The organism is Paraburkholderia sp. BR10937 (assembly GCF_040965695.1).
Classification (GTDB): domain Bacteria; phylum Pseudomonadota; class Gammaproteobacteria; order Burkholderiales; family Burkholderiaceae; genus Paraburkholderia.
Genome location: NZ_JBFRCL010000029.1, coordinates 85,844 through 110,970, shown reverse-complemented (window position 1 = coordinate 110,970; position 25,127 = coordinate 85,844). Strand labels below are relative to the sequence as shown.

21 protein-coding genes and 1 pseudogene are annotated in these 25,127 nt (G+C 64.3%); 15 read left to right on the top strand and 7 right to left on the bottom strand.

Going from position 1 to position 25,127, the window contains the following annotated elements:
- The 4 genes and pseudogenes from AB4Y44_RS23830 to AB4Y44_RS23815 form a co-directional block, all read left to right on the top strand.
- Positions 1–269 (top strand): annotated as a pseudogene (locus AB4Y44_RS23830) (4-hydroxy-2-oxovalerate aldolase); the annotation flags it as partial.
- A 94-nt stretch (positions 270–363) separates the two neighbouring features.
- The gene (gene mhpT, locus AB4Y44_RS23825; protein WP_342918470.1) at positions 364–1,611 is read left to right on the top strand and encodes a 3-(3-hydroxy-phenyl)propionate transporter MhpT; all 1,248 of its coding nucleotides are present in this window, start codon (positions 364–366) and stop codon (positions 1,609–1,611) included.
- Positions 1,612–1,676: 65 nt separating this feature from the next.
- The gene (locus AB4Y44_RS23820) at positions 1,677–2,546 is read left to right on the top strand and encodes an alpha/beta fold hydrolase (RefSeq protein ID WP_133183800.1); all 870 of its coding nucleotides are present in this window, start codon (positions 1,677–1,679) and stop codon (positions 2,544–2,546) included.
- A gap of 340 nt (positions 2,547–2,886) precedes the next feature.
- Complete coding sequence (locus AB4Y44_RS23815) at positions 2,887–4,233, top strand: MFS transporter (RefSeq protein WP_368701045.1); 1,347 nt, start codon at positions 2,887–2,889, stop codon at positions 4,231–4,233.
- Between the two features lie 7 nt (positions 4,234–4,240).
- Here AB4Y44_RS23815 and AB4Y44_RS23810 read toward each other — a convergent pair whose 3' ends face one another.
- Genes AB4Y44_RS23810 through AB4Y44_RS23800 form a run of 3 tightly spaced genes read right to left on the bottom strand, consistent with a single transcriptional unit; the run spans position 4,241 to position 6,295 of the window.
- Positions 4,241–5,143 carry a DUF1932 domain-containing protein gene (locus AB4Y44_RS23810; RefSeq protein ID WP_368701044.1) on the bottom strand — a complete coding sequence of 301 codons (903 nt, stop codon included), beginning with the start codon at positions 5,141–5,143 and terminating at the stop codon, positions 4,241–4,243.
- Positions 5,144–5,191: 48 nt separating this feature from the next.
- Positions 5,192–5,335: a hypothetical protein gene (locus tag AB4Y44_RS23805; RefSeq protein ID WP_368701043.1), complete on the bottom strand. Its 144-nt coding sequence runs from the start codon at positions 5,333–5,335 to the stop codon at positions 5,192–5,194.
- A gap of 42 nt (positions 5,336–5,377) precedes the next feature.
- Positions 5,378–6,295: a LysR substrate-binding domain-containing protein gene (locus tag AB4Y44_RS23800; protein ID WP_368701042.1), complete on the bottom strand. Its 918-nt coding sequence runs from the start codon at positions 6,293–6,295 to the stop codon at positions 5,378–5,380.
- Between the two features lie 115 nt (positions 6,296–6,410).
- On the opposite strand from AB4Y44_RS23800, the gene AB4Y44_RS23795 reads away from it, so the two are divergent.
- The gene (locus AB4Y44_RS23795; protein ID WP_368701041.1) at positions 6,411–9,461 is read left to right on the top strand and encodes an FAD-binding and (Fe-S)-binding domain-containing protein; all 3,051 of its coding nucleotides are present in this window, start codon (positions 6,411–6,413) and stop codon (positions 9,459–9,461) included.
- Positions 9,462–9,467: 6 nt separating this feature from the next.
- Here the strand turns inward: AB4Y44_RS23795 and AB4Y44_RS23790 are convergent, their stop codons facing one another.
- The gene (locus AB4Y44_RS23790; protein ID WP_342918475.1) at positions 9,468–9,743 is read right to left on the bottom strand and encodes a hypothetical protein; all 276 of its coding nucleotides are present in this window, start codon (positions 9,741–9,743) and stop codon (positions 9,468–9,470) included.
- 333 nt (positions 9,744–10,076) lie between these two features.
- Here AB4Y44_RS23790 and AB4Y44_RS23785 point away from each other — a divergent pair, with 333 nt between their 5' ends.
- On the top strand, positions 10,077–10,412 hold the full coding sequence (locus tag AB4Y44_RS23785; RefSeq protein ID WP_368701040.1) for a response regulator: 336 nt from the start codon (positions 10,077–10,079) through the stop codon (positions 10,410–10,412).
- 178 nt (positions 10,413–10,590) lie between these two features.
- The gene (locus tag AB4Y44_RS23780; protein ID WP_368701039.1) at positions 10,591–12,327 is read left to right on the top strand and encodes an ATP-binding protein; all 1,737 of its coding nucleotides are present in this window, start codon (positions 10,591–10,593) and stop codon (positions 12,325–12,327) included.
- A gap of 7 nt (positions 12,328–12,334) precedes the next feature.
- On the opposite strand, the gene AB4Y44_RS23775 is transcribed toward AB4Y44_RS23780, so the two are convergent.
- Positions 12,335–13,579, bottom strand: coding sequence for a DUF1479 domain-containing protein (locus AB4Y44_RS23775; RefSeq protein ID WP_368701038.1), 1,245 nt, complete (start codon positions 13,577–13,579; stop codon positions 12,335–12,337).
- 99 nt (positions 13,580–13,678) lie between these two features.
- On the opposite strand from AB4Y44_RS23775, the gene AB4Y44_RS23770 reads away from it, so the two are divergent.
- From AB4Y44_RS23770 to AB4Y44_RS23745, 6 genes are all read left to right on the top strand, one after another.
- Complete coding sequence (locus tag AB4Y44_RS23770) at positions 13,679–14,650, top strand: helix-turn-helix domain-containing protein (RefSeq protein ID WP_342918479.1); 972 nt, start codon at positions 13,679–13,681, stop codon at positions 14,648–14,650.
- Positions 14,651–14,854: 204 nt separating this feature from the next.
- Positions 14,855–16,099 (top strand): branched-chain amino acid ABC transporter substrate-binding protein, encoded by a 1,245-nt coding sequence (locus AB4Y44_RS23765; RefSeq protein ID WP_342918480.1) that lies wholly within the window; start codon positions 14,855–14,857, stop codon positions 16,097–16,099.
- A gap of 40 nt (positions 16,100–16,139) precedes the next feature.
- The gene (locus AB4Y44_RS23760) at positions 16,140–17,087 is read left to right on the top strand and encodes a branched-chain amino acid ABC transporter permease (protein ID WP_324159037.1); all 948 of its coding nucleotides are present in this window, start codon (positions 16,140–16,142) and stop codon (positions 17,085–17,087) included.
- Between the two features lie 39 nt (positions 17,088–17,126).
- Positions 17,127–18,401, top strand: a complete 1,275-nt coding sequence (locus AB4Y44_RS23755; RefSeq protein WP_368701047.1) for a branched-chain amino acid ABC transporter permease — start codon at positions 17,127–17,129, stop codon at positions 18,399–18,401.
- Positions 18,398–19,165 (top strand): ABC transporter ATP-binding protein, encoded by a 768-nt coding sequence (locus tag AB4Y44_RS23750; protein ID WP_368701037.1) that lies wholly within the window; start codon positions 18,398–18,400, stop codon positions 19,163–19,165. The genes AB4Y44_RS23755 and AB4Y44_RS23750 overlap by 4 nt, the downstream gene beginning before the upstream one ends.
- Positions 19,165–19,884 carry an ABC transporter ATP-binding protein gene (locus AB4Y44_RS23745; RefSeq protein WP_368701036.1) on the top strand — a complete coding sequence of 240 codons (720 nt, stop codon included), beginning with the start codon at positions 19,165–19,167 and terminating at the stop codon, positions 19,882–19,884. Before AB4Y44_RS23750 ends, AB4Y44_RS23745 begins: the two co-directional genes overlap by 1 nt.
- Before the next feature lie 35 nt (positions 19,885–19,919).
- On the opposite strand, the gene AB4Y44_RS23740 is transcribed toward AB4Y44_RS23745, so the two are convergent.
- Positions 19,920–21,107 carry a DUF2235 domain-containing protein gene (locus tag AB4Y44_RS23740; RefSeq protein ID WP_368701035.1) on the bottom strand — a complete coding sequence of 396 codons (1,188 nt, stop codon included), beginning with the start codon at positions 21,105–21,107 and terminating at the stop codon, positions 19,920–19,922.
- Positions 21,108–21,584: 477 nt separating this feature from the next.
- On the opposite strand from AB4Y44_RS23740, the gene AB4Y44_RS23735 reads away from it, so the two are divergent.
- A complete protein-coding gene (locus tag AB4Y44_RS23735; RefSeq protein ID WP_368701034.1) occupies positions 21,585–22,784 on the top strand; it encodes a succinylglutamate desuccinylase/aspartoacylase family protein in 1,200 nt (399 codons plus the stop codon).
- Between the two features lie 127 nt (positions 22,785–22,911).
- Here the strand turns inward: AB4Y44_RS23735 and AB4Y44_RS23730 are convergent, their stop codons facing one another.
- Entirely contained in the window at positions 22,912–24,312 is a 1,401-nt protein-coding gene (locus AB4Y44_RS23730; protein WP_368701033.1) for a GntP family permease, read from the bottom strand.
- Between the two features lie 203 nt (positions 24,313–24,515).
- Between AB4Y44_RS23730 and AB4Y44_RS23725 the strand changes: the two genes are divergently transcribed.
- Complete coding sequence (locus AB4Y44_RS23725) at positions 24,516–25,127, top strand: BON domain-containing protein (protein ID WP_368701032.1); 612 nt, start codon at positions 24,516–24,518, stop codon at positions 25,125–25,127.

The window sequence follows — 25,127 nt, the reverse complement described above, 5'->3', positions numbered from 1 at the left end:
TCTACACGCTGATGGACGCCGCCGACGACATCGTGCGCCCGCTGCAGGACCGCCCGGTTCGCGTGGACCGCGAAACGCTCGCGCTCGGCTATGCGGGGGTGTATTCGAGCTTCCTGCGCCACTCGGAGGTGGCTGCGAAGAAGTACGACCTGAAGACGGTGGACATTCTCGTCGAACTGGGCAAGCGCCGGATGGTGGGCGGCCAGGAAGACATGATCGTCGACGTGGCGCTCGATCTGAAAAAGCGCCAGCAAGCATTGCAGTCCTGATCAAGCACGCCGCGCATCGCCTTCGGGTGATGCGCGGCGTTGCCACTCATAGCCGCCGGAAAGAGCGGCTCGTATATATATTTGGAGACTTTTTATGACGTCGCGAAACAGTAGTGCTGGAGGAAGTGGAACGAGCGGCAAGGCAACCATTGCCCTGTGTCTGGCGATTGCGCTGCTCGAAGGGTTGGACCTGCAATCGGCGGGCGTAGCGGGGCCGCGCATGGCGAAGGAGTTTCATCTCGCCGTCGCGCAAATGGGCTGGGCGTTCAGCGCCGGCGCGATCGGCCTCTTGCCCGGCGCGGCACTGGGCGGGCGGCTTGCCGACCGCTTTGGCCGCAAGCGCGTGCTCATGTGGTCGGTGGCGCTGTTCGGGCTTTTCTCGCTCGCCACGACCATGGTGTGGAATTTCGAAAGCCTGCTCGTCGCGCGTCTGCTCACGGGTCTTGGTCTCGGCGCGGCCATGCCGAACCTGATCGCGCTGTGCTCGGAGGCAGCGGGTGAGCAGCAGCGCAGCACGGCAGTCGGCGCGATGTACTGCGGCATGCCGTTCGGCGCGGCGATTGCCGCCGTCATCGGCATGCTCGGGACGGGGGACGCAAGCTGGCGCCACGTGTTCTACGTTGGCGGTCTCGGCCCGATCGTGATGGTGCCGCTGCTTGGCCTGTTCCTGCGCGAGTCGCAGCAGTTCGTCGCCACGAAAGCTTCGAAGGTCGCGCGGGCAGGCGCGCCGAGCGTGACGCAAGCGCTCTGGCAAGAGGGCCGCGCACGTACCACGATTGCGCTGTGGATCAGCTACCTCGGCACCTTGATCGTGCTGTACTTCCTGATGAACTGGCTGCCCTCGATGGTGCTCGCACGCGGCCTCACGCGCGTGCAGTCGAACCTCGTGCTGATGCTGTTCAACATCGGCGGCGGCATCGGCGCCGTTGCGATCGCAACGATCATGGATCGCTTCGGCCGCCGCGGCACGGTGATCGGCATGTACATCGGCATCGTGGCGGCGCTCACCGTGCTCGCAAGCGCAGGCGGCGCAAGTTCGACGGCCGTGGGCGGCCTGCTGTGCGGCTTCTTTATCGTGGGCGGCCAGTCGGTACTGTACGCACTCGCGGGCCATGCGTACCCCACGGAAGTGCGCGGCACGGGTGTGGGCGCGGCCGTGGCCGTGGGGCGTCTGGGTTCGATTCTCGGGCCGCTCGTGGCGGGCCAGCTGTTCGCACTCGGCCAGAGCCCATCGATGCTGGTGGGCTCGAGCATTCCGCTCGTCGTGATCGCGGCGCTTGCTGCGCTCAGCGTGGTGGGTGCATTCAGGCAGCGCAGCACGCTGGGCGCACAGGGCGCATGAATGTGAAGGGGAGAAGGCATGCGCCTTCTTCCGCATGGGTTAATACGTTTTAAAGGATGGTCATCATGACGGATACGGCACAAGCAATCACCGAAGCCTCGACGAGCAAGTTCGCGCGCGTGAAGGACGGCGACGTCGAGTTCCAGATTCACTACAACGACGCAGGCGCTGGCGCCGAAACCGTCGTGATGCTGCACGGCTCGGGTCCGGGCGCGAGCGGCTGGGCCAACTTCAACCGCAACGTCGAACCGCTCGTCGCAGCGGGCTACCGCGTGATCCTGATGGACTGCCCGGGCTGGAGCAAGAGCGATCCGATCGTCTGCACGAGCTCGCGCTCGGACCTGAACGGCCGCGTGCTCAAGGGCCTGCTCGACGTGCTCGACATCGAGCGCGTGCATATTCTCGGCAATTCGATGGGCGGGCACAGCGCCGTTGCGTTCGCACTGGCGAACCCGCAGCGCGTGGGCAAGCTCGTGCTGATGGGCGGCGGCACCGGCGGCCCGAGCAGCTTCATGCCGATGCCCACCGAAGGCATCAAGCTGCTGCAAGGTCTCTATCGCGATCCGACGATCGAGAACCTCAAGCGCATGATGAACGTATTCGTGTACGACGCGAGCGCGCTCACCGACGAGCTGATGCAAACGCGCCTCGACAACATGCTCGCGCGCCGCGACCACCTGGAAAACTTCGTGAAGAGCCTCGCGGCCTTCCCGAAGCAGTTCAGCGACTACGGCCCGCGCCTGGGCGAAATCGCCGCGCCCACGCTCGTGATCTGGGGCCGCGACGACCGCTTCGTGCCGATGGATATTGGCCTGCGTTTGCTCGCGGGCATGCAGAACGCGCAGTTGCACGTGTTCAACCGTTGCGGCCACTGGGCGCAATGGGAGCATGCGGAAGCCTTTAACCGCATGGTGATCGACTTCCTGAAGCACTAAGACACGAAAGCCCTCGCGGCAACGAAGCGGCACATCTCGCGGTGTGCCGCTTTTTTTATTAGGGAAAGCGCATTGCGTTTGCAAACCGGTTTTTGTGTGACGAAACCGAGAGTCAACGCACCATCGACCGGCTTGACTAAAGACAAACCAGAATTAGCGTTAAACAAAACGATTCGCCATTGACAAATTAAACCTGTCCCACCTATGATCGGCATCACTGCCTGGAGACGCGCGCACCGCACGCGTCCAGGCGAGCCGCGCAAGGCGCGCAAGACGCCGCGCATCAACGGTCTGCCCGGATCCGCCCGGGTGAGCCGCAGTCATGTTTGGAGACAGGCAGATGCCCCAATCGATTGCCCCGGACCGCCAGTCCGACGCCGCCCGCGCGTACGCTACGTCCGCGCAGAATCCCCCGCAGCAAGACGACGCGCTCTACCGGAAAGTTTCCGCGCGCGTCATTCCGTTCCTGTTCGTTTGCTACGTCGTCTCGTTCCTCGACCGCATCAACATCGGCTTCGCGCAGTTGCAGATGAAGCACGACCTGGGCTTCAGCGACGCGATGTACGGCCTCGGCGCCGCCGTGTTCTACGTGGGCTACGTGCTGTGCGAAGTGCCGAGCAACATGCTGCTTGCGCGCTTCGGCGCGCGCCGCACGTTCATGCGCATCATGCTGCTGTGGGGCATTGCCTCGACCAGCATGATGTTCGTGTCGAGCCCGACGCAGTTCTATGCGCTGCGCTTTTTGCTGGGGGTGTTCGAGGCGGGCTTCTTTCCCGGTATCGTGCTCTATCTCACGTACTGGTATCCGGCGCGGCGCCGCGCGGCCGTGTTCTCGATCTTCTTCGCGGGCGTGGCGGTGGCGGGCGTGCTGGGCGGCCTCATCTCGGGCTGGATCATGCGCGACATGGCTGGCGTAGCGGGCCTCGCCGGCTGGCGCTGGATGTTCCTGATCGAAGGGTTGCCGGCCGTGCTGCTCGGCCTCATGGCCGCGTTCTGGCTCGTGGACGGGCCCGAGAAGGCGCGCTGGCTGACCGATGCGGAAAAGGCCCACCTCCTCGCGCAACGCGATGGCGAAGGCGATCACCCGCATTCCACGCGATCGTTCGGGGCGGCGCTGCGCAACCCGCGCGTGTATCTGTTCGCGTTCATCTACTTCTCGCTGACCTGCGCCTCGCTCACGCTGAACTTCTGGATGCCGCTCATGATTCGCGACTTCGGCGTGCATGACGTGCTGGCGATCAGCCTCTACACAGTCATTCCGAATGCGGTGGGCGCCGTGGGCCTCATGTGGATCGCGCGCCGCTCGGACCGGCGCGGCGAACGGCGCTGGCACTTCGCGGCGTGCACGGTAGGCGGCGGCATGGCGTTGGCGCTGCTCACGCTGCATCTTGCGAGCTTCGCCGCGATGATGGCGATTCTTTCGATCGCAGCGGTGCTGATTTTCGCCGCGTTGCCGATCTTCTGGGCGGTGCCTTCGGCGTATCTCACGGGCAAGGCCGCCGCGGCGGGCATCGCGCTCATCAGCAGTATCGGCATTACGAGCGGCATCGTGAGCCCGTGGGCGATCGGGCTCATCAAGACGCATACGGGCAGCATGGATAACGCGCTCTATCTGCTCGCGGCGTTGCTGGTGGCGAGCGGCGCGGCGTTGGTGGCCGGTGTCCCGCCGGTGAAGGCCAGCCGCTAAGTGCACCTCACGCAGGCTTGAGCAGCGTGCGCCATTCCGGCAGTCTGCCCTTTTCATCAAGCGACTGGACGAGCGGCGCAGCACGCTCGGCCAGCGCCTGCTGAACGTTCGCGATGGCGTTGGCCAGCTCGCTCGACATGCCGAGGCCGTCGAGCATGGCCGCCGCCTCGCGCATTTCCTCGGAGCGTCGCTGTCCGTGCTCGACCACGCGGCCGATCAGGTACGACTCGTAGCCCGTGTCCCAACCCATGCCCGGGAAGCTTGCCGCAAGCGATGCAAGCACGCGGTCGTCCACGCCGAACTGCTTCGCGGCGAGCATCGATTGCACGCACATCGCTTCCATGCCTTTGATCATGATGCTGCGGCACAGCTTGATGGCGGAAGCGAGTCCCACTTCGGCGGCCACGGCTTGCGCGCGCATGCCGATCGCGTTGAGCACGTCGGCAGTGCGCCCGGCCGCGCGCCCGCCCAGCAGCATCGGCACGCGTATGCCTTGCGGCGGCACCGGCGCCATGACGGCGGCTTCCACGTAATCGGCGCCCACGCGCTCCACGGCCTGGCTGTTGCGCTGTTTTACGGCGGGCGAGACGGAGTTGAGATCGACGAACGTCTGGCCGGCCAGCAAGTGCGGAGTGCACGCGCTCGCCACGGCTTCGGCCTGGCTCGCCGTGACGGCGGAAAACACGAGTTGTGCGCCCTGTAGTGCAGAAGCGAGATCGTCGGCTACGTGGGCGCCGCTTTCGCTCGCGCGTTTGAGGATCGTCTCGCGCGTGGCGCTTTCCTGCAGCTTGATGTCGAACGTCGAAACGTGCAGCCCGGCATGCGCCAATGCCTGCGCAAAAATAGGGCCCACTTCGCCGAAGCCGATGATCGCAACGCGTGTGACCGGCTGCTGGTTTTGCTGTTCCATGTTTGAATCGCTCTCGATGACGTTGATGAAGAGACAAGCGCGCCAGGCTCACACGCGAGGTTCGCTCGCCTGAACCGGCGGCGACTCGACCGGGGCCGCGAGACGCCGGTTCATGTGGGCGTCGAACTTCTGCTTGTCGAACATGCTTTCCCATTTCGACAAAACGAGCACGGCGACCGAATTGCCGATCACATTGGTCGTGGAAGTCGCACCCTTGCGGATGCAACCTTGACGTCACTGCTGCTCGCCGAGTTCCTCCAGCAGCCAGTTGCGAAACGCGACCAGCACGGGATGGCGTTGAGCACGCTCCGGGTAGACGAGGTAATACGAGCGCGAGCTCGGCACCGCTTCGAACGGGCTGAGAAGCCGGTTTTCCCGCAATTCGTCTTCCACCAGCATGCGCGGCACGAGGCCTACGCCGATACCGGCCACGACTGCCTGGATCAAATGCGAGGTCAGCTCGAAACTCGGGCCCGGCCGCAGCGCGTCGTGGGGCAAACCGAAGTGCGCGCACCATTCGCGCCAGGCGTCGGGAAAGCTGCGCACCCGCAGCAGCGTGAGCCCTTCGAGGGAGTCGATGGTCGGCGCGGCGGCCCTGCGCCTCGATTTTCGCGCAAGGGGTAACGCGGCCGGGTTGCCGACCAGCACCAGTTCTTCCGCGTAGAGCCGGTGTGCCGTCACGCCCGGCCAGCGGCCGTCGCCCACCACGATGGCAGCGTCGAGGTCCTGGGTCGAAAAATCGGCGGCCTCGATGCGCGAGTCGAGATCGATCTGCAAATCGGGGTGCGCCTGATAGAAGCGGTGCAGGCGCGGCAGCAGCCACTTGGCCCCGAACGTCGGCAGGGTCGCGACGCGCAACTGCGTTTTCGGCGCGTTGGCGGTGAGGGCCTGCAGCGTGGCGCTGCGGATCAGCGCGAGCGCGTGCGAGATCTCGGCCATATAGGCGCGGCCGATATCCGTCGGGATGATGCGCTTGCCTTCGCGCGTGAAGAGCGCGAGATCGAGCATCGCTTCGAGCGCCTGTACCTGGCGGCTCACGGCGCTTTGCGTGAGCGACAGCTCCTCGGCGGCACGCGTGAAGTTCTCATGCCGCGCGGACGCCTCGAACGCGAGCAGCAGCGACATGGAAGGCGTGAGCTTGCGGAAATTCATTCATAAACCTCATGATCAACCCAACGAATATACGTTTGCCCGGTGGCGGTCGGGGACGCGACAATGCCCTGCCAGTAAGGCAATCGTGCGCCCACGGCGAGACTTCGAGAACGATATGACAATTGCCCCGCTTGCCATCGGTGAATTCAGCAACCCGCTGATCCGTCAATTTTTGCATGAATTGGAGACGTCGGGTTTCGAAGGCGAGGTGGATGCGACTCACGCGACGCGCACGGTGCTGGCCACGGACAATTCGATCTACCAGCGCTATCCGCAAGCGGCGGTGTTTCCGCGCCATGCACAGGACGTCGTACGCCTCGCGGCGCTACTCGGGCGCGAGGCGTTTCGCGGCGTGGCGGTGGCGGCGCGCGGCGGCGGCACGGGCACGAACGGGCAGTCGCTGACCGAAGGCATCGTGGTCGATATGTCGAGGCATATGAACCGGATCCTCGAAATCGATCCGGTTGCGCGCACGGCAAAGGTGGAGGCCGGTGTCGTCAAGGACCAGCTCAATGCCGAACTGAAGCGGCACGGACTCTTTTTCGCGCCGGAGCTGTCGACATCGAACCGCGCGACCATCGGCGGCATGATCAGCACGGACGCGAGCGGGCAGGGCAGTTGCACCTACGGGAAAACGCGTGACCACGTGCTCGCGCTGGAAACGGTCCTGGTTGGCGGTGAGCGCCTGTCGAGCGCGCCGGTCGATGAGTCCGCACTCACGGCGTTCTGTGCGCGCGAGGACAAGGTCGGCGCAGTGTTTCGCACCGCGCGCGACATCAGCGAGCGCGAAGCTAGCCTGATACGCGAGCGCTTTCCCGAGCTGAACCGCTGCCTGACGGGCTATGACCTCGCCCATTTGCGTGACGGCGAGGGGCGCTTCGACATCAACAGCGTGCTGTGCGGCTCGGAGGGCACGCTCGGCTTCATCGTCGAGGCGACGCTGAACGTGCTGCCGGTTCCGAAGCACGCTACGCTCGTCAATATCCGCTACGAGGGTTTCATGGATGCCCTGCGCGACGCGCGCGCGTTGATGGCCCATCGTCCGCTCTCGATCGAAACGGTGGACTCCACGGTGCTGCGGCTGGCGCGCGAGGATAGCGTCTGGCAAAGCGTGGCCGGGTATTTCCCCGACGACGAAGGCGTCGAAGGCGGTGCGAGCGGCATCAACATGGTCGAATTCAGCGGCGACGATGCGGACGACTTGCGCGCGCGCGTCGCGGCGTTCGTCGAGCATCTGGGCGCCGACGCGAGCGTCAGGCGCCTGGGACATACGATCGCCGAAGGCGAGGCGGCGATCCATCGCGTCTATTCGATGCGCAAGCGTGCGGTGGGCCTGCTGGGCAACGCCCGCGGCGCGAGCCGCCCGCAGCCCTTCGTGGAAGACACGGCCGTGCCGCCCGAAAATCTCGCCGACTATATTGCGGAGTTTCGGGCGCTGCTGGATGGTTTCGGTTTGCGCTACGGGATGTTCGGCCACGTCGATGCCGGCGTGCTGCACGTGCGCCCCGCGCTCGACATGCGCAATCCCGACGAGGCCGCGCTCGTGCGCCCCATTTCGGATGCCGTGACCAAGTTGACGATGAAGTATGGCGGCCTGCTGTGGGGCGAGCATGGCAAGGGCGTGCGCTCGGAGTATGTGCCCGAGTACTTCGGGCCTTTGTATCCCGCGTTGCAGCGGCTCAAGGCGGCATTCGACGCGCACAATCAGCTCAATCCCGGCAAGATCGCCACACCGGCCGGGGCGAGTGCGGCGCTGCTGAAGATCGACGCGACGACGCTGCGCGGCGAACTGGACCGGCGCATCGACGAGCGTGTCTGGCAGGCCAATGCCGACGCCGTTCACTGCAACGGCAACGGCGCCTGCTACAACTTCGACCCGAACGACGCCATGTGTCCGTCGTGGAAGGCCACGCGCGAGCGCGTGCATTCGCCGAAGGGCCGGGCTTCGCTGATGCGCGAGTGGCTGCGCCGGCAACAGGATGCCGGAGCGGATCTCACGGCTGTGCCAGTTGCGGCGGCGTTGCCGGTGCGCATGGTCAATAGCCTGCGCAAACGCCAGGGCGGGCAAGACTTCTCGCATGAGGTGTACGACGCCATGGCGGGTTGCCTCTCATGCAAGTCATGCGTGGGGCAGTGCCCCGTGAAGGTGAGCGTGCCCGAGTTTCGCGCCCGCTTTCTGGAGCTGTATCACACTCGCTATTTGCGGCCGCTGCGCGACTATTTGATCGGCGCGCTCGAGTTCACGGTGCCGCGTGTAGCGGCGCTGCCTGGAGCGAGAAGCGTGTACAACGCGGTGATGGGCGCGGGTCCCGTCAAGTCCCTGCTTGCGCGCTGCCTGGGACTTGTCGATAGCCCGTTGTTGAGCCCGGTCTCGTGGCGTGGCGCGCTGCGCCGCTCGGGAGCGGAAGTCGCAACCCCCGAACGCCTCTCGAAGCTCGGCGTTGCCGAGCGCCAGCGCAGCGTAATCGTGGTGCAGGACGCGTTTACGCGCTACTTTGAGACGCCGGTCGCCGCCGCATTTCTGGAACTCGCCGCGCGGCTCGGGTTCAAGGTCTTCGTCGCGCCTTATCTGCCGAACGGCAAGCCGCTGCACGTGCAGGGGTTTCTGCCGCAGTTTCGCCGGGCTGCGCGGCGCAATGCGGCGCAACTGGCCGCGCTTGCCAGAACGGGTGTGCCGCTGGTGGGCATCGATCCGGCCATGACGCTCGTGTACCGCCAGGAGTATCGCAAGGTGGAAGGCATCGAAGCGGTACCCGACGTTCAGCTGCCGCAGGAATGGCTGATCGGCGCGCTGCGCACGCGTGCAACGTCGCCGCGAGCGTCCGGCTCGTTCAGACTGCTGCCGCATTGCACCGAGCGCACCAACGCGAGCACTGCCGCGCTCCTGTGGAAAGACGTCTTCGCGGCGGCAGGCCTCGCGCTCGCCACTCCTGCCAGCGGCTGTTGCGGCATGTCGGGCACTTACGGCCACGAGGCGCGCAATCGCGCGACCTCGGTAGCGATCTTCGAGCAATCGTGGGCGCGACATGTCGATGCGGCATCGACGTCGACGCAGGGGGCGGATGAACTGCTCGCCACGGGCTATTCATGCCGCTGCCAGGTGAAGCGCCTGCGCGGGCGCCCGTTGCGCCACCCAGTTCAGGCGCTGCTGGACGCCCTGCGCTGATCCGGGTCAGTAGTTCCAGCGGCCCCGGTCGTGCCATTCGCGTTCACGCCACTGCCGCTCGCGCCATTCGTGCTCGCGACGTTCGTGCTCGCGCCATTCGTGTTCCCGCCAGCGCCGCGCGCGCCAGTCGTCGTCGCCTCGCCAGTCGGTCTGGACGGGAACCGGCGCATAGGCCGCGCCTGGCACGCCGACGCCCACAGCCACATCCACGTGGGCCAATGCAGCGGTCGAAGCCGCCAACGCCGTTGCGCCCAGGACCAGGCCGAGAATCGTCCTCTTCATATCGCCACTCCTTCGCACGCTGCGTGCGTTCTTGATGAGCACGGCGCCGAGTCTAGGCGCCGTCCCCTGACACAGGTGCAACGGTGCTGCGAGATTGGTAACAACGAGTTAAGCACTTGCCGCGTTGCTGCTGTGCAAAGCAGATTGCTCAGTACACCGATGGATTGCGCGTGATGCAGCATGCTGGGTGGACTCCGACCCCTGGGGTGAGGTGACGCGGGCGTTTGCCATTGGCGGAATCCGGGTACACTCGAAGGTGAACTGCGGTGCGGGTTCTGCCTGTGTCGCGCCCGTTCTCCAGCCAGCTTTTTGTGCCCGATGCCAAAACGAATCTTGCTAGTCGACGACAACCGCGACGTCGCAGATGCGCTCGCGGCGCTCGTCGAGTTCGAAGGTCATCAAGCCCGATGCGCCGCCGATGGACAAGAGGCCCTGCTCGTCGCCGGGTCGTTCCTTCCCGAGCTTGCCCTCGTGGACTGGAAGCTTCCCGACATGAGCGGCGGCGACCTGGTGAGCCAGCTTCGGCTCAACCCCGCGCTGTTGCATACCCGGTACGTTCTGCTATCGGGACACGCCGACCCGGATATCACGGCCAGGGCGGCGGCAGCCGGTTTCGACAAATGTCTGATGAAACCGGTGCGGCTCGAAGACCTGCTGGCCTGCCTGTGACGCCGCTCTGACCGGCTGCCGCTTCGGCGCCGGTCGCCCTTTGTGGCGGTCTTGACGGCTCCCGCCCCGGGCCGGAACAATAATTGCGCACCTCGTCTCGCTCGTATGCAGCCTCGAATCTCCACGACCATCGTCGTTCCGAAATCCAGCAGCGTCTCCTGGGAGCCAGAGTCGCGTCATGAACAAGGAAGTTCCACCGCCGATCGAGCGCCCCTCGACCCGATGGCCGGGCGAAATGACGGAGCGCATCGCCGCATTCGACTGGAGCGACACGGCGCTCGGCCCGCGCGACACGTGGTCGGCGAGCCTCGTCGCCGCGGTCAACATGCTGCTCGCCTCGCCTTCTCCGCTCGTTATGCTTTGGGGCCGCGAAGGCACGATGGTCTATAACGACGCCTACGCGGTTTTCGCGGGCGGCCGGCATCCATTCCTGCTCGGCAAACCGGTCGAAACCGGCTGGCCGGAGGTGGCGGCGTTCAACCGCAACGTCGTCGATACGTGTCTCGCTGGCGGAACGCTGGCCTTCCAGGACAAGCAGCTGGTGCTGTATCGCGAGGGGCACCCCGAAGACGTCTGGATGGACCTGAGCTACAGCCCGGTTTTCGAAGACGACGAGCGGCCGGCCGGCGTCATCGCCATCGTGTTCGAAACGACCGCGAAGATCCTGGCGGAAAGGCAGCGCAAGGTGGCCGAAGACGCGCTGCTGCAACTGACGCAGACACTCGAGCAGCGCGTCGCCGAGGAAGTGGGGGCGCGCGTGGCAATGGAGGAACGGCTGCGTCAGGCGCAAAAGCTGGAGGCGATCGGCAGTCTTACGGGCGGCGTCGCGCACGACTTCAACAACGTCCTGCAGGTTATCTCCGCCAATCTGCAGCTCATCGAGCTTTCGACGCGCGGCAACGCCGCGCTCGAGCGGCGCGTGGCTGCGGTCAGCAACGCGGTGTCGCGCGGCGCGAAACTCGCCGCGCAACTGCTGGCCTTTGCACGCAGGCAACCGCTCGCGCCGGCCGTTCTGAATCCCTTCCGGCTGGTCGAAGGCATCGCCGAGATGTTGCACCGTACGTTGCCGGAGACGATCGAACTCGCCATCGTGCCGGCGCAGGAAAGCTGGAATATCTGCGCCGACCGAAGCCAGCTGGAAAGCGCGTTGTTGAATCTGGTCATCAACTCGCGCGACGCGATCGACGGACCCGGACGCATCTGCGTTTGTCTTGCGAACATCGATGCGGGCAACGACGAACTGGCGCTTCGCGATGGCGTCCCGGCGGGCGAATATGTGCGCCTGCAAGTCTCGGACTCGGGACGCGGCATGCCCGACCACGTGAAAGCGCGCGTGTTCGAGCCGTTCTTCACCACGAAGGCCGAGGGGCAGGGAACGGGACTGGGTTTGAGCATGGTGCATGGGTTCGTGGCGCAGAGTTCGGGCCACGTTTTCATTGAAAGCGCGGAAGGCCAGGGCACGACCGTCAACCTCTATTTCCCGCGCAGCCTGGAAGCGGAATACGACGCTTACAAACCGACCGTTGCGAGACAGGAGCGAGGCGGAGAGACGATTCTCGTCGTCGAAGACGATGCCGACGTTCGCATTGCCGCGATCGAAATGCTGGCCCAGCTCGGCTACAAGGTGCTCTCCGCGCAAGACGGCGAAAGCGCGCTCAAGCTGATCCAGAGCGGCCAGCGTTTCGACCTGCTGTTCACGGATGTCGTGACGCCGGGCACGGTGCGAAGCAGCGAACTGGCTCGCATTGCGAGCGGGCCGCCGTATTACGCCGAGGTCCTGTTTGCCTCTGGCTATACGCGCGACGTGATTTTCCACGACGGCAAGCTCGACGAAGGTGTCGCGCTGATCAGCAAGCCCTATCGATACGACGAGCTTGCCGTTGCGGTACGCAATGCGTTGAACAAGACCGACTGAGGCGAGGTCAGGGCTTCAGCCCGATCTGCGCGCGTCCGAGCGGCGTCAGGTCGTCGACCGTTGCGCGCCCGACGAAATCGACTTCGAAATGATCCGTCGGGAAGTCCGGCGGACTCTTGCCTTCGAGAAAGCTCGGTAGCTGCCGTGCGAGATACGCGTCGTTCTTGGCGCAGGACGGCGCCGAAGCGATGTACATCACGTTGCTGTAGCCCTTGCCGCGGTGCGCGTCCTCCACGGCATGAATCACGTCGCTATGCCAGAAGACGGTGTCGCCGGGCTGCATCAGGGGAATCGACGAAAGCGCGTGGAAAAGCGGCGCGTGATACTCCGGCTTCATCGAGAGCGCCCGGCCCGGCATCGCGCCGCACAGGTCGTCGTCGGCAATGTCGTCCTGCAGCGCGCGCAGCAGGATGTAGACCATCGCGTTCGCAATGGGCACGAGCTGCAGCGTGCCGTCGCCGGGGCCTTGCTGCGTGAGCGCCGTCCAACCCTGAAACGTGCGGAACATCGAGCAGACAGCCGGTGACGGAATCTCTTCGACGGCGGTGCGCCACGCCGCATCGAACGCGTCATAGTCGCGCCAGTTTCCGGAGAACACGTGACGGTAGACCTTGCGGAAGTTCGCTTCGATCCAGCGCTCGACAGAACCACCGTCGCAGTGCGCGGAAAGACCCAGCGACTCGGAGCCGGGCGGCCGGCGGCGCAGCCGGTCTGCATAAACCGGCACGTGATCCGGGTCGAAATGCACGCGGCCTTCGCTCTCGGTGCGCCACAGCCGGTTCAGGAACACGCGCGCCTGGGTGAGCTCCGGCGACTGGCGCGCCAGCACTTGCGGCTTCGACCAGTAGACGCCGTAGATCTGCGGCTTGCTCGAAGCCAGCTGGCCGAAGTATTTGTCTTCGGCGCGATGGAGCAGCTTGCGGTCGAGATCGTTGCGCTCGACGTAGCCGGCAATCTCGTTGTCCCACTGCTCCACGAGCGAGCGGTCGAATACCTTGCGGATGACACACGCGCCGCGCGCCTTCACGCGCGCGATCTGCTCCGCGCTCACCCGGTTGCCGACGATGTCCGCGAAGGCGATTTCGGGGATAACCGGCTCACCCCGGTCGCGAAGCTGGACAATGCGATGCGCCTCTTCGTGCATGGCCGCTTCGACCTCGGCGAACACGGCCTGGTAATCGGGCAGTTCTTCCCGCAGTTCCTGCTTGGCCTTGCGGATAGCCGCGGGCAGGTCGTCGATATGCAAAGCCATGTCCTTGTCTCCACCTTGGTGATTTCGAATGATGGGAGCGTACGCCGGCGCAGCCCTGGCCGGTGATATTATCGGGTCAATCTTTTTGTAGCTTCGGCCATGAAAGCAGCGTACGAGCACGTCGACTTCGGCAGCCGCTGTTCGGTGCGGGTTTACCACCGGCGCTTGCCGCGCATTCCGTTCGAGTGGCATCACCACCCGGAATACGAACTCACGCTGACGATGAACAGCCAGGGCAAGCGCTATATCGGCGACTCGGTCACCGCTTATGGCGCCGACGATCTCGTCCTGGTCCCGCCGGACATGCCGCACACCTGGTCGTCCAATCGCTCGATCGACCCGGCGGACTCGCAGGTTGCCATCGTCATCTGGTTCGAAGGCAGTTGGGTGCAGCGCCTCGCCGACGTTTGCCCGGAATACGCGAACCTGCGCAACCTGCTGCGGCGTGCGGCCTGCGGACTGGTCTTCGAGGAAGGCGCCGGCGCGCAGATGCGCCGCTATCTGGACCGTCTCTTGTCGGCAGACCCGCGCGGGCGCCTGGCTGCCGTGCTGGAGATCCTCGTCTGGCTGACCGACTTGCCTGCCACTCAACTGGCGACGCCCAGTGCGTTCGAAGGCCGCGTTGGCGCGTCGTCGGGCTACGAGCCCGAGCAGCTGAACCGGGTGCTCGCGCTGATCGAAACGCAGTTCTCGCAACCCTTGCGGCTTTCGACGCTCGCCAAAGCTGCAGGTCTGTCCGAACGCACGCTGACGAGGCATTTCGTGCAGCACACGGGCGAAAGCGTCGGGCAGTACCTTGCGCGGGTGCGAATCGGCCATGCCTGTCGGCTGTTGAGCGACACGCAGATGCCCATCTCCGTGATCGCAACCCGCTCGGGGTTTCCCAACGCCGCGAATTTCAACCGGCAGTTCAAGGCCACGAAAGCGTTGACGCCCGTGGCCTACCGGCAGCAATTCAAGGGTGCAAAGCTCGACGACGATCATGCTGCGCCGGCCCTGACCGAGCGCTCGCCTTCTCTCGAACCTGCGCGGCGGATGGCGGGCGGCAAGCCCCGGTTGCGCCGGGCCTGAGGTCCCGAACGCGCGGTTGAGTCGTCGCAAGCGGACCCAGGCGATCCGTAAGCCAGTCGCAATGACTCGCTATGCCGGCTCGCGTCAGCGATTTCCCTGGAGTGCTGTTATTAGCGTCTGGAATGTGGTGATATAACGAAAAATCGCACGGTCGGACAGAAAATTCACGCTCGATAAGCAATGCCCAAACAAAGGAGACAGTCCATGAGGATGTTGCGCTCGTTGCTGGTTGGTGCGGTGGTATCGTCGGCGTTGTCAGGAGGGGCCGCGCAGGCGCAGACGGTCAAGATTGCCTTTATCGATCCGCTGTCCGGCCTGATGGCGTCACTCGGAACGAATCAACTGCACAGCTGGCAATACACGGCCGAATACGCCAACGAGCACAACTGGGCAAACGGCACGAAGTTCGAGGTGGTCGGATTCGACAACAAGCTGTCGCCGCAGGAAAGCCTGACCCTGCTGAACCAGGCCGCCGACCAGGGCATCCGCTATATCGTGCAGGGCAACGGCTCGTCGGTCGGCCTCGCGCTGGAGGATGCGGTCGCCAAGTACAACTCGCGCAATCCGGGCAAGGAAATCGTCTACCTGAACTACGCGGCGGTGGACCCGGCCATGACCAACGCGAAGTGCGACTACTGGCACTTCCGCTTCGACGCCAACGCCGACATGAAGATGGATGCCCTCACCACGTTCCTCGCGCGCGACAAGGACATCAAGAAGGTCTATCTCATCGATCAGGACTACTCGTTTGGCCACGACGTCTCGCGCGTGGCGCGCGAGGACCTGAAGAGCAAGCGCCCGGATATCGTGATCGTCGGCGACGATTTTCATCCGCTCGCGCGCGTGAAGGACTTCTCGCCTTACGCCACCAAGATCAAGGCGTCCGGCGCCGACACGGTGATCACGGGCAACTGGGGCAGCGACCTCGCATTGCTCGTGAAGGCGAGCAAGGACGCGGGCGTGACGGCCAACTTCTATACCTATTACGCAGGCACGACCGGCGTGCCGACGGCCATGGGCGCGTCCGGCGCCGACCATGTGAAGTACGTGGGCGTGTTCGGCCCGAACACGGCGAACAACCCGCCGGTGGTGGGGCAGATCATCGAGGGCTACAAGAAGAAGTACAACGACGACTACTACCTGGCGACGGCCTATGCCGGCATCGAAATGCTGAGCAAGGCGATAAGCGCGACGAAGTCGAGCGATCCCGTCAAGGTGGCCAAGGCCATGGAGGGCATGACGGTCGACGGCATGAACGGTCCGGTCGCGATGCGCGCTGCCGATCACCAGGCGCAGCAGTCGCTCGTGATCGCGACATGGACCAAGGCGGACGGCAAAACGGTAAAGTACGACCAGGAGAACACCGGCTACGGCTGGCGCACCGACGTACAGCTCGGGCCGACCGCGGCAACGCAGCCGACCACTTGCCAGATGAAGCGCCCGGGCTGAACGTGCTCTCGCTACGACACTTCACAAGGATCATCGGGCAGTGGAATTCCTGACCATCTCTCTGTTGAACGGCATCGGCTACGGGCTGCTGCTGTTCATGCTTTCCTCGGGCCTCACCTTGATCTTCAGCATGATGGGCGTGCTCAACTTCGCGCACGCCAGCTTTTACATGCTCGGGGCCTACTTCGCCTACACCATTGCCAGCAAGATCGGTTTCTGGCCGGCGCTCGTGGCGGCGCCGGTGCTCGTGGCGTGTGTCGGCGCGCTCGTCGAGCGTTTCGGCTTGCGTACCGTGCACAAGTTCGGGCACGTGGCGGAATTGCTGTTCACCTTCGGCCTGTCGTATCTGATCGTGGAGGGCGTCAAGCTGGTCTGGGGGCTGGCCGCGGTGCCGTACGCCATTCCGCCTGAACTGAACGGGGCGCTGTTCAAGGTGTACACGTCGGAGTTTCCGAAGTATCGCGCCTTCATGATGCTGATCTCGATCGCCATGCTCGCGGCGCTGTATCTGGTGCTGACGCGCACGCGCATCGGCCTCGTCATTCAGGCGTCGCTCACGCACCCGGAAATGGTCGAGGCGCTCGGGCACAACGTGCAGCGCGTGTTCATGCTCGTGTTCGGCGGCGGCGCCGCGCTGGCGGGTCTCGCGGGCGTGATCGGCGGCAATGCGTTCGTCACGTCGCCTTCGATGGCCGAGTCGGTCGGCACCATCGTATTCGTGATCGCCGTGGTTGGCGGCATGGGCTCGCTGCCGGGCGCGTTCATCGCGTCGCTGCTGATCGGCATCATGCAGACCTTCGCCGTCACGATCGATGCTTCGCTATCCGATCTGTTTTCACTCGTCGGCGTGACGGTGACCGACAGCACGACGCTCTCGTCGCTGTTGCGCATGCCGGTCTCGCAGGTCGCGCCGATTCTGCCTTATCTGCTCATGGTGCTCATGATGATCCTGCGACCGCGCGGGCTGCTCGGCAAGCGGGAGGGCTGACCGATGAAACCGCTCATTCAGGCCAGCGCCGGTTCGGCCATGCAACGCCACGGATGGCTGCAGTCCGCGCATTCGCTGCGCTGGGTCATCTGGGGTGCTACGGTGCTCATCATGCTGGTGCTGCCGCTCGTGTTTTCCAGCGGCTTCGCGATCGCGCTGCTTTCGCAGATGGGCATCATGATCATCTTCGCGCTCTCGTACAACATGCTGCTCGGGCAGACCGGCATGCTCTCGTTCGGGCACGCGGTGTACTCCGGGCTCGGCGCATTCGTGGCGGCGCATGTGCTCAACCAGATCGGCGCGAACCATTTTCCGTTGCCCGTTTCGCTGTTGCCGCTGGTCGGCGGGCTCGGGGGCATGCTGTTCGGCGTGCTGTTCGGCTACGTGACCACGCGCAAGTCGGGCACCACCTTCGCGATGATCACGCTCGGCATCGGCGAAATGGTGGCGGCGAGTTCGCTGATGTTTCCCGCGTTTTTCGGCGGCGAGGGCGGGGTGCCCACCAATCGCACGGTTGGCCATGCGGTGCTCGGCATCACATACGGCCCGGCGATCCAGGTGTACTACCTGATCGCGGTGTGGTGTCTCGTGTCGATGATCGCCATGTACGCATGGACACAGACACCGCTCGGCCGCATCGCCAACGCCGTGCGGGACAATCCCGAGCGTGCGGAATTCGTCGGATACAACACGCAGCGCGTGCGCTTTTTCGTGATGGTCCTTTCGGCGTTCTTCGCGGGCATTGCGGGCGGCCTCTCGGTGATCGACTTCGAAATCGTGACGGCGGAGAATGTCGGCGCCGCACAGTCGGGCGGCGTGCTGCTCGCGACGTTCATCGGCGGCGGGGCGTTCTTCTTCGGGCCGATCATCGGCTCTATCCTGTTCGTGCTTTTTGCGGTCGCGTTGTCCAATCTCACGCCGGCATGGCTGCTGTACCTCGGCCTTTTCTTCGTGCTGGTGGTGATGTTCGTGCCGGGCGGCGTGTCGAGCCTGCTGATGAAGCAGGTCCCTCTGATCGCGGCGCGCAAGGTGCACCGCATGCTGCCGTCCTATGCGGCGGCGCTGGGCGCCGGGCTGATCTTGCTCGCTGCGCTCGTGCTGACCGTCGAACTCGTCTACAAGGTGCAGATCGATAGCGACAACGGCACGGCCATGGCGTTCTTCGGCCTGCACTTCGATGCCGCGTCATGGAAGCCCTGGGCCGTCGCCGCAGTGCTGTGGGCCGTGGGCGCGCAGGCGGGACGCCTCGCGGCCGCGCGGGTGCGCGACGCGTGGGATGGCGTGCAACGGGAAATCGCAGGGAGCGATGTATGACGGCCGCACTGGAGTTGCGTGACGTGCGCAAGAATTTCGGGCGTACCGAGATCATTCGCGGCGTCGACCTCAATATCGCGCAGGGCGAACGTCACGCGCTGATCGGTCCCAACGGCGCGGGCAAGTCGACGACGTTCAACCTGATTTCGGGACGCATGGCACCGAGTTCCGGCATGGTCAAACTCAACGGCGTCGAGATCGGCGGGCTGCCGCCGTACAAGATCAACCGCATGGGGCTCTCGCGCAGCTTTCAGGTGACGAACATTTTTCATCGCCTTTCGGTGTTCGAGAATTTGCGCTGCTCCGTATTGTGGTCGCTCGGCTACCGGTATTCGTTCTGGCATCGTCTCGAGCAATTGCGCGACGCGCGCGAACGCGCCGAAGAAGTGCTCGAGCTGATCGGCCTGCAGGGCCGCCACGACACGCTCGCCGGGCTGCTGACTTATGCCGAGCAGCGCGCGCTCGAAATCGGCATCACGATTGCGGGCGGCGCCGAGGTGATCCTGCTCGACGAACCGACGGCAGGCATGAGCCGCTCGGAGTCCGATCACGCGGTGGAGCTGATTCGCCGGGTCACCGTCGGCAAGACGCTGGTGATGGTCGAGCACGACATGAGTGTCGTCTTCGGCCTCGCCGACCGCATTTCGGTGCTTGTGTACGGCGAGGTGATCGCCACGGACACGCCGCAAGCCATCCGCAACAACCGCCGCGTGAAGGAAGCCTATCTGGGCACCACGCTGGACGAACCCGCAGGTGCACATTGATGGCGACCGCGAATTCCATGCTCCAGGTGCGCGACCTCCATGCGTACTACGGCAAGAGCCATATCCTGCACGGCGTCGAGATGCAGGTGGGCGAGGGCGAGATCGTCGCCTTGCTCGGGCGCAACGGCGTGGGCCGCTCGACGCTCGCCAAAGCCATCATGGGGCTCGTGCGGTGCGAGGGGCAGATTCTGCTGCGCGGCGAGGAAGTGCGCGGGCTGCGCACCTTCGAGGTCGCGCACCGGGGCATCGGCTACGTGCCGGAGAATCGCGACATCTTCCCGACGCTCACCGTGCGGCAGAACCTGATGCTCGGCGAAAAGCGCAATCGCGCGCGCCAGAAGCCGCGCTGGCAGTTCGACGACATGTACCGGATGTTCCCGCGCCTGAAGGAGCGCGAGGACACGCCCGCGGGCCTGCTGTCCGGCGGCGAGCAGCAGATGCTGACGCTGTGCCGCACGCTCATGGGCGACCCCGACCTCATCATCATCGACGAGCCGACCGAAGGGCTTGCGCCGCTCGTCGTCGCGCAGGTGGGCGAGTATCTGAAGACGCTGAAGGCGCGCGGTATTTCGGTGCTGCTCGTCAAGCAGAAGCAGGCCATCGCGCTCGATATCTCGCAGCGCGTGTACGTCATGGGGCACGGGCAGATCGTGTTCGAGGGGACGCCGCAGCAGTTGAAGGCCGATGCGCGCGTCCGCCAGGAATGGCTGGAGGTGTAGGACTTCGTTCGTTCGCGCTGCCGAAGCAATGCCGCTTAGCGTGCTGGCAAGTTACCCGGCGAGTAGTTGGGCTGCTGGCCGTTAGCCCCAAAAACATCTTCGGGTTGGCCGTTCATCCGCTGCCGTATGTTGTCGTTGACGACCATGCCTGCCGGGAAGGCGCGCGGTCCCACTCCGGCGGCCAGCCAGGCACGGTCCTCTACCCATTCGCGGTGTCGCGGCCCCAGGGGATTGGACAGGACGGCAACGGGAGGATGAAGGGCGAACTTCAATCCCACGTCGGTGTGCTGCAACCTGTCCACGATCCAGACCAGCGGGCCGTCGGAGAGGCCGTGATCGGCATAGCCGCCGCCGACGTCGCAATGACCGCCCGGAAAGAGTGCTTGCGTCACGTTCGGGTTGGGATTCCATAGCGTCGGTTCGAACGGCCTGCGTTGCTCGTCGAGCGAGACGGCGTGCACGCCGAGGCCAATGTCCGGGTTGAGCGTCAGATCGCAGAACCGGAACAGATCGATGGCGGAACCCTCATAGTAGATGGGAATGCCGAGCGAACCGACCGTGTCCCAAACCGCCACTGCGGTGACTTTTGCGTTCACAAACGAGTTGGCGTCCAAAGGCTTCGGTTTGGAGAAGGCGCGATGGATCGTCAAGAACTCCATCACGCCGTCTGCGATCTTCTGGAACGTCGTTTCGTGGCCGTGTCTCCATCGATACCAGGCCGCCACCGCGGTGTCGTAACGATTCTGATCGTCGATCGCGGCGAGCTCTGGCCGAAGCAGACCCTGTCCCGCAATCAGTCCCGCAAGGGCTCGTGCGGTGTACGCGCCGCGGCTGAAGCCGACGATCACGATGCTGTCGCCAGGCTCGAAGTTGCGCGAAATATACGTATAGCCACGCGCGATGCGGGCGACGACGCCGACGCCAAACGCGCCGCCGGCGACTTTATCGAGCAATTGCCCGGAATTCCCGACCCCGTGAATGTACTTCGCGATCTGTATGGGTTTGCCGTTGGCGTCGGCAAGCGCCTTTTCCATCTCGACGCCGCCCCAGTCGGCGCCTTCGGGCAGCATGTTTCCATCGAGCCACGCGAAAAGCTTGCATACGTTGGTCAGTCCCGGCTGACACCCGGCCGCGGCGTCAGGCGCGAAGCCATCGCCTTTTCCTGCCGGATCTTCGGGGCCGTTCCACGTGCCGTCTGCGCAAAAGACTATCGTTTTGGACATCGCTGGCTCCTCACACACGCAATCCAGTCGCTATCTACGGAACGTTTGTTCGCTATCCTGAGTATCGTCTCGGTGCGTTAACCCAGCCGATGCGGTATCGCGTGCGCTGCGCGTGGCAAACATCAGATCTACAAATATAGCTTCTGTGTTCCGGATTGCGAGGTCGGGAGTGTGCGATTGCGTACGTATGACAAGGGGGCAGTAGTGCTGAATTGGGCCGCTGGGGCCCCCGGCGGGCCAGCTGAACTGCTCTGAAGGCGCTTTCGCGTGGAGGAAGCAAGCTTTCGCGCTTGGGGGGAGAATGCATGTCGACGCGCCCTCGGAGACGTGCGAAAGGCTGGGGCGCGGTTTTGGCCGCGAGCTTCGAAAGGCTGAGCAGGATGCCTGGTCGAAGTAACTCGTCGGAAACGAATGTAGAAGACGTTAACAGATGTTCTGAACTGACCGACAGGTTCCGAACGTCAGGACCTCGCTATCATGCAAAACGAATCGGAAGATGTCGTCGCTCGTCGCGCCTTCATGAAGAAGGCCGTTGCGCTGGTCGGCGCAACATCCGCATTGGTCACGCAAAGCGAGGCCGCAAGTGCCCAAGGCGCCAATGCGCCGACCGCAGGGGACCGGCAAGGGACGGGGACGGTTTATACCGGCGATGTGATCCAGGGAAAGAAGGTCATCAGCGCGCTCGACGTCGGCGATCTCGAGCGTGGCAAGACACACAAGTTCTACTTTCAGGGCGTGCAAATGCCGACTGGGCAGAACTGGTATGTGTCGGTGATCGTGGTCCACGGCGCGAAGCCGGGCAAGCGCGTCGCGCTGATCAGCGGGGTGCATGGCGACGAAATGAGCCCCGTGCATACCATCCACGGCGTGATAAGCCAGCTCGATCCCGCGCAGATGTCAGGCACCGTGCTGGCAGTTCTGGACGTATCGCGTCCCGCGCTCGAAGCCATGGAGCGCAGATGGCCCAATTCCGCACTTGGTATCGGCCTCATCGACATCAACCGCGAATGGCCGGGCAACGAGAATGGCGCCAGCGCGCCGAGCCGGCATGCGGGACTGCTGTTCAACCGGCTGCTGAGGCCGAACACCGACTACGCACTCGATTTTCATACGGGCACGACCGGCATGGATGTGACTTCCTTCAATCTGGCCAGAATGGAATTGCCGGAGGCGCGAGCCATGGCGGAGCTTTTTCCGATCAAGCAGATCTTCGACAACCCCGCCTATCCCACGCTGCTTGCAAATGCATTCATCAATGTGGGGATTCCCGCAATCACGCCGGAGATCGGATCTGCGCGCGCTTTCGATTTCGACATGATTCCGTCGTTCGTCGAGGGCACGATGAACGTGCTTAAGCGCTACGACGTCGTATCGGGTCCGATGGGGCGCACTGGGCGAGACGTCGGGACCATCGTTGGCAACAGCGGCCACACAGTCATGTCGACGCACGGTGGATTCGTCGAACTGCTGGTCAAGGTGAATGACAAGGTCAAGGCGGGCCAGAAAGTGGCAATCCAGCGCAATACCTTTGGCGAAGTGGTCGCGGAGTATACGACCGAAGTCGCGGGCGAGGTGACGGCACGACGAAGCGACGCCACGGCAGAGCCCAGAATTCCTCTCTTGATGGTTCTTTATCAGAGCGCGGCAAAGGAGAATCCGGAGGACTTTTCTGAATGAATCGGGCCGGGCAGGGCGGCACGGGTTGCCGCCCTTGTTTCAGATGATATGGCCACGCTGCAACTTGAGTTTCCGGGGAAAGAAAAAACTCAGGTTGTTTCGCCAGTGCTGCTGCGAGCACCCCACATCAAACAATGCCCGTCGAATAGTACACAGCGATCACGAAGAAGACGGCCAACGTCTTGATCACCGTCACCGCAAAAATGTCCCGATACGACTCGCGGTGCGTGAGCCCCGTGACCGCGAGCAGCGTGATGACCGCGCCGTTGTGCGGTAGCGTGTCCATGCCGCCGCTGGCCATGGCCACCACGCGGTGCAGCACTTCCATCGGAATATGCGCCGCCTGCGCGCTCTTGATGAACAGATCCGACATGGCCGCGAGCGCGATGCTCATGCCGCCCGATGCCGACCCCGTGATACCCGCAAGCGCGCTCACCGACACGGCGGCGTTCACGAGCGGATTCGGAATGCTCTTCAGCGCGTCGCTCACGACGATGAACCCGGGCAGCGCCGCAATCACCCCGCCAAAGCCGTATTCCGAGGCGGTATTCATCGAGGCCAGCAGCGCCCCGGCCACGGCCGCTTTCGTGCCGTTCGCGAAGCGGTCTTTCACGCGGCCGAACGCCGTGACGATCACGAGCACGATGCCCGCGAGCAGCGCGCCCTGAACCGCCCAGATCGCCACGACTTGCTTGACGGTGGCCGTGACCGGCGTATGAATGCCGGGCAGCACTTCGGGCGGCACGGTCACGGTGTCGCCGTACCAGACGGGAATCCAGTGCGTGAGCAGGAAGTTCGCCACGCCCACCAGCACGAGCGGCGCGACGGCGAGCAGCGGGTTGGGCAGGTGTTCGGTCTTCACGTGTTCCGGCTCGTTCACGAGCGAGGTGCCGTAGCCTTCGCCTTTCGACATCGCCCCGCGGCGGCGCCATTCGAGGTACGAGAGGCCCACGACGATGATGAAGAGCGATCCGATCACGCCAAGCGCGGGCGCGGCCCACGCGGTGGTCTTGAAGAAGGTGGTGGGAATGATGTTCTGGATCTGCGGCGTGCCGGGCAGCGAATCCATCGTGAACGAAAAGGCTCCGAGTGCGATGGCGCCCGGCATGAGGCGCTTCGGAATATCGCTCTGGCGATAGAGCTCGGCTGCGAACGGGTAGACGGCGAACACCACGACGAAGAGCGACACGCCGCCGTAAGTGAGCAGCGCGCACACGGCGACGATCACGGCGTTGGCGCGCGAGCGGCCGATATAGCGGATGGCGGCGTGCACGATCGCCTCGGAGAATCCCGATAGTTCGATCACCTTGCCAAATACCGCGCCGAGCAGGAACACGGGAAAGTAGAGCTTCACGAAGCCCACCATTTTTTCCAAGAAGATGCCCGAAAAGACGGGCGCGACAGCGGCGGGTTCGGTGAGGAGGACCGCGGCGAGCGCGGCGATGGGCGCGAAGAGAATCACGCTGTAGCCGCGGTACGCGGCAAGCATGAGGAACGCGAGGGCGGCGAGAACGATAACAAACGACATGGAGTCTCCTGCGGATCGATCGTGGTGCGCGATTCAGCTTGCTGCGTGGGCGAGGGCTTTAGCTGCGTCTCTTCATGCGGCGAGGCGGTGGTGCGTCGCAGCGATTGTAACGAAAGGATTTATCTCGATATTGCGAGCGTGGCCGCGCGGTCCTATCGTTGCGCAGAAGAGCGAGCCGGATTGAGCCGGTGAGGTGACAGTCGATGAGTGCAAACGGTAAGGGCGGCCCAGATGCGTGGCGCGCGCGGGCGGTGCGGAGAGCGCGGCTTGCAACGGCGCTCGTTTGCGCGGGCGTTTTTGCGGGCATTTGGACGGGCGCGGCGCTCGCGCAAGCACAGGCCGGCGCCTCCGCGCCCGCCTCAAAGGCAGAGAACGCACCGGACACCCAGCGCAAGAACTGGTACAACGACCCGTTCTTCGCGCTGTCGAACGCGTTCAGCGCTTGCCCGCAGCCGCTCGGCCCGCGCATGACGAAAGCCGAAGCCGACGACGACGCCCACTATCGCGTGGAGCGCGGCACGACCTGCTGGCTCGCGCACAAGTGCTCGAAGCCGAACTCGTATCTTTACGATGCGGACATTGCAGCGGCGATTCGCCAGCAACTGCAAGGCGATGCCCTGTTTGTGGGCACGAGCATCTGGATCACGGTGCAGCGCCGTTTCGTCTACGCGGAAGGCTGCGTGGGTCCGGGCTTCGACAGCGCAGCGCTCGAGCGCAGGCTCGCCGCGATTCCCGACGTCGAGCAGGTCTTCGTACGCGTGAGTTCGGACCCACGCGGCGCGCTGCCGTACAAGACGCTTTCGACCGCGCCCTGA

Excerpts from the sequence above, each read along its gene's own strand:
- mhpT (WP_342918470.1), top strand. The coding sequence starts at position 364 with ATGACGTCGCGAAACAGTAGTGCTGGAGGAAGTGGAACGAGCGGCAAG.
- AB4Y44_RS23820 (WP_133183800.1), top strand. The coding sequence starts at position 1,677 with ATGACGGATACGGCACAAGCAATCACCGAAGCCTCGACGAGCAAGTTC.
- AB4Y44_RS23815 (WP_368701045.1), top strand. The coding sequence starts at position 2,887 with ATGCCCCAATCGATTGCCCCGGACCGCCAGTCCGACGCCGCCCGCGCG.
- AB4Y44_RS23810 (WP_368701044.1), bottom strand. The coding sequence starts at position 5,143 with ATGGAACAGCAAAACCAGCAGCCGGTCACACGCGTTGCGATCATCGGC.
- AB4Y44_RS23800 (WP_368701042.1), bottom strand. The coding sequence starts at position 6,295 with ATGAATTTCCGCAAGCTCACGCCTTCCATGTCGCTGCTGCTCGCGTTC.
- AB4Y44_RS23795 (WP_368701041.1), top strand. The coding sequence starts at position 6,411 with ATGACAATTGCCCCGCTTGCCATCGGTGAATTCAGCAACCCGCTGATC.
- AB4Y44_RS23790 (WP_342918475.1), bottom strand. The coding sequence starts at position 9,743 with ATGAAGAGGACGATTCTCGGCCTGGTCCTGGGCGCAACGGCGTTGGCG.
- AB4Y44_RS23780 (WP_368701039.1), top strand. The coding sequence starts at position 10,591 with ATGAACAAGGAAGTTCCACCGCCGATCGAGCGCCCCTCGACCCGATGG.
- AB4Y44_RS23775 (WP_368701038.1), bottom strand. The coding sequence starts at position 13,579 with ATGGCTTTGCATATCGACGACCTGCCCGCGGCTATCCGCAAGGCCAAG.
- AB4Y44_RS23770 (WP_342918479.1), top strand. The coding sequence starts at position 13,679 with ATGAAAGCAGCGTACGAGCACGTCGACTTCGGCAGCCGCTGTTCGGTG.
- AB4Y44_RS23765 (WP_342918480.1), top strand. The coding sequence starts at position 14,855 with ATGAGGATGTTGCGCTCGTTGCTGGTTGGTGCGGTGGTATCGTCGGCG.
- AB4Y44_RS23755 (WP_368701047.1), top strand. The coding sequence starts at position 17,127 with ATGCAACGCCACGGATGGCTGCAGTCCGCGCATTCGCTGCGCTGGGTC.
- AB4Y44_RS23750 (WP_368701037.1), top strand. The coding sequence starts at position 18,398 with ATGACGGCCGCACTGGAGTTGCGTGACGTGCGCAAGAATTTCGGGCGT.
- AB4Y44_RS23745 (WP_368701036.1), top strand. The coding sequence starts at position 19,165 with ATGGCGACCGCGAATTCCATGCTCCAGGTGCGCGACCTCCATGCGTAC.
- AB4Y44_RS23740 (WP_368701035.1), bottom strand. The coding sequence starts at position 21,107 with ATGTCCAAAACGATAGTCTTTTGCGCAGACGGCACGTGGAACGGCCCC.
- AB4Y44_RS23735 (WP_368701034.1), top strand. The coding sequence starts at position 21,585 with ATGCAAAACGAATCGGAAGATGTCGTCGCTCGTCGCGCCTTCATGAAG.
- AB4Y44_RS23730 (WP_368701033.1), bottom strand. The coding sequence starts at position 24,312 with ATGTCGTTTGTTATCGTTCTCGCCGCCCTCGCGTTCCTCATGCTTGCC.
- AB4Y44_RS23725 (WP_368701032.1), top strand. The coding sequence starts at position 24,516 with ATGAGTGCAAACGGTAAGGGCGGCCCAGATGCGTGGCGCGCGCGGGCG.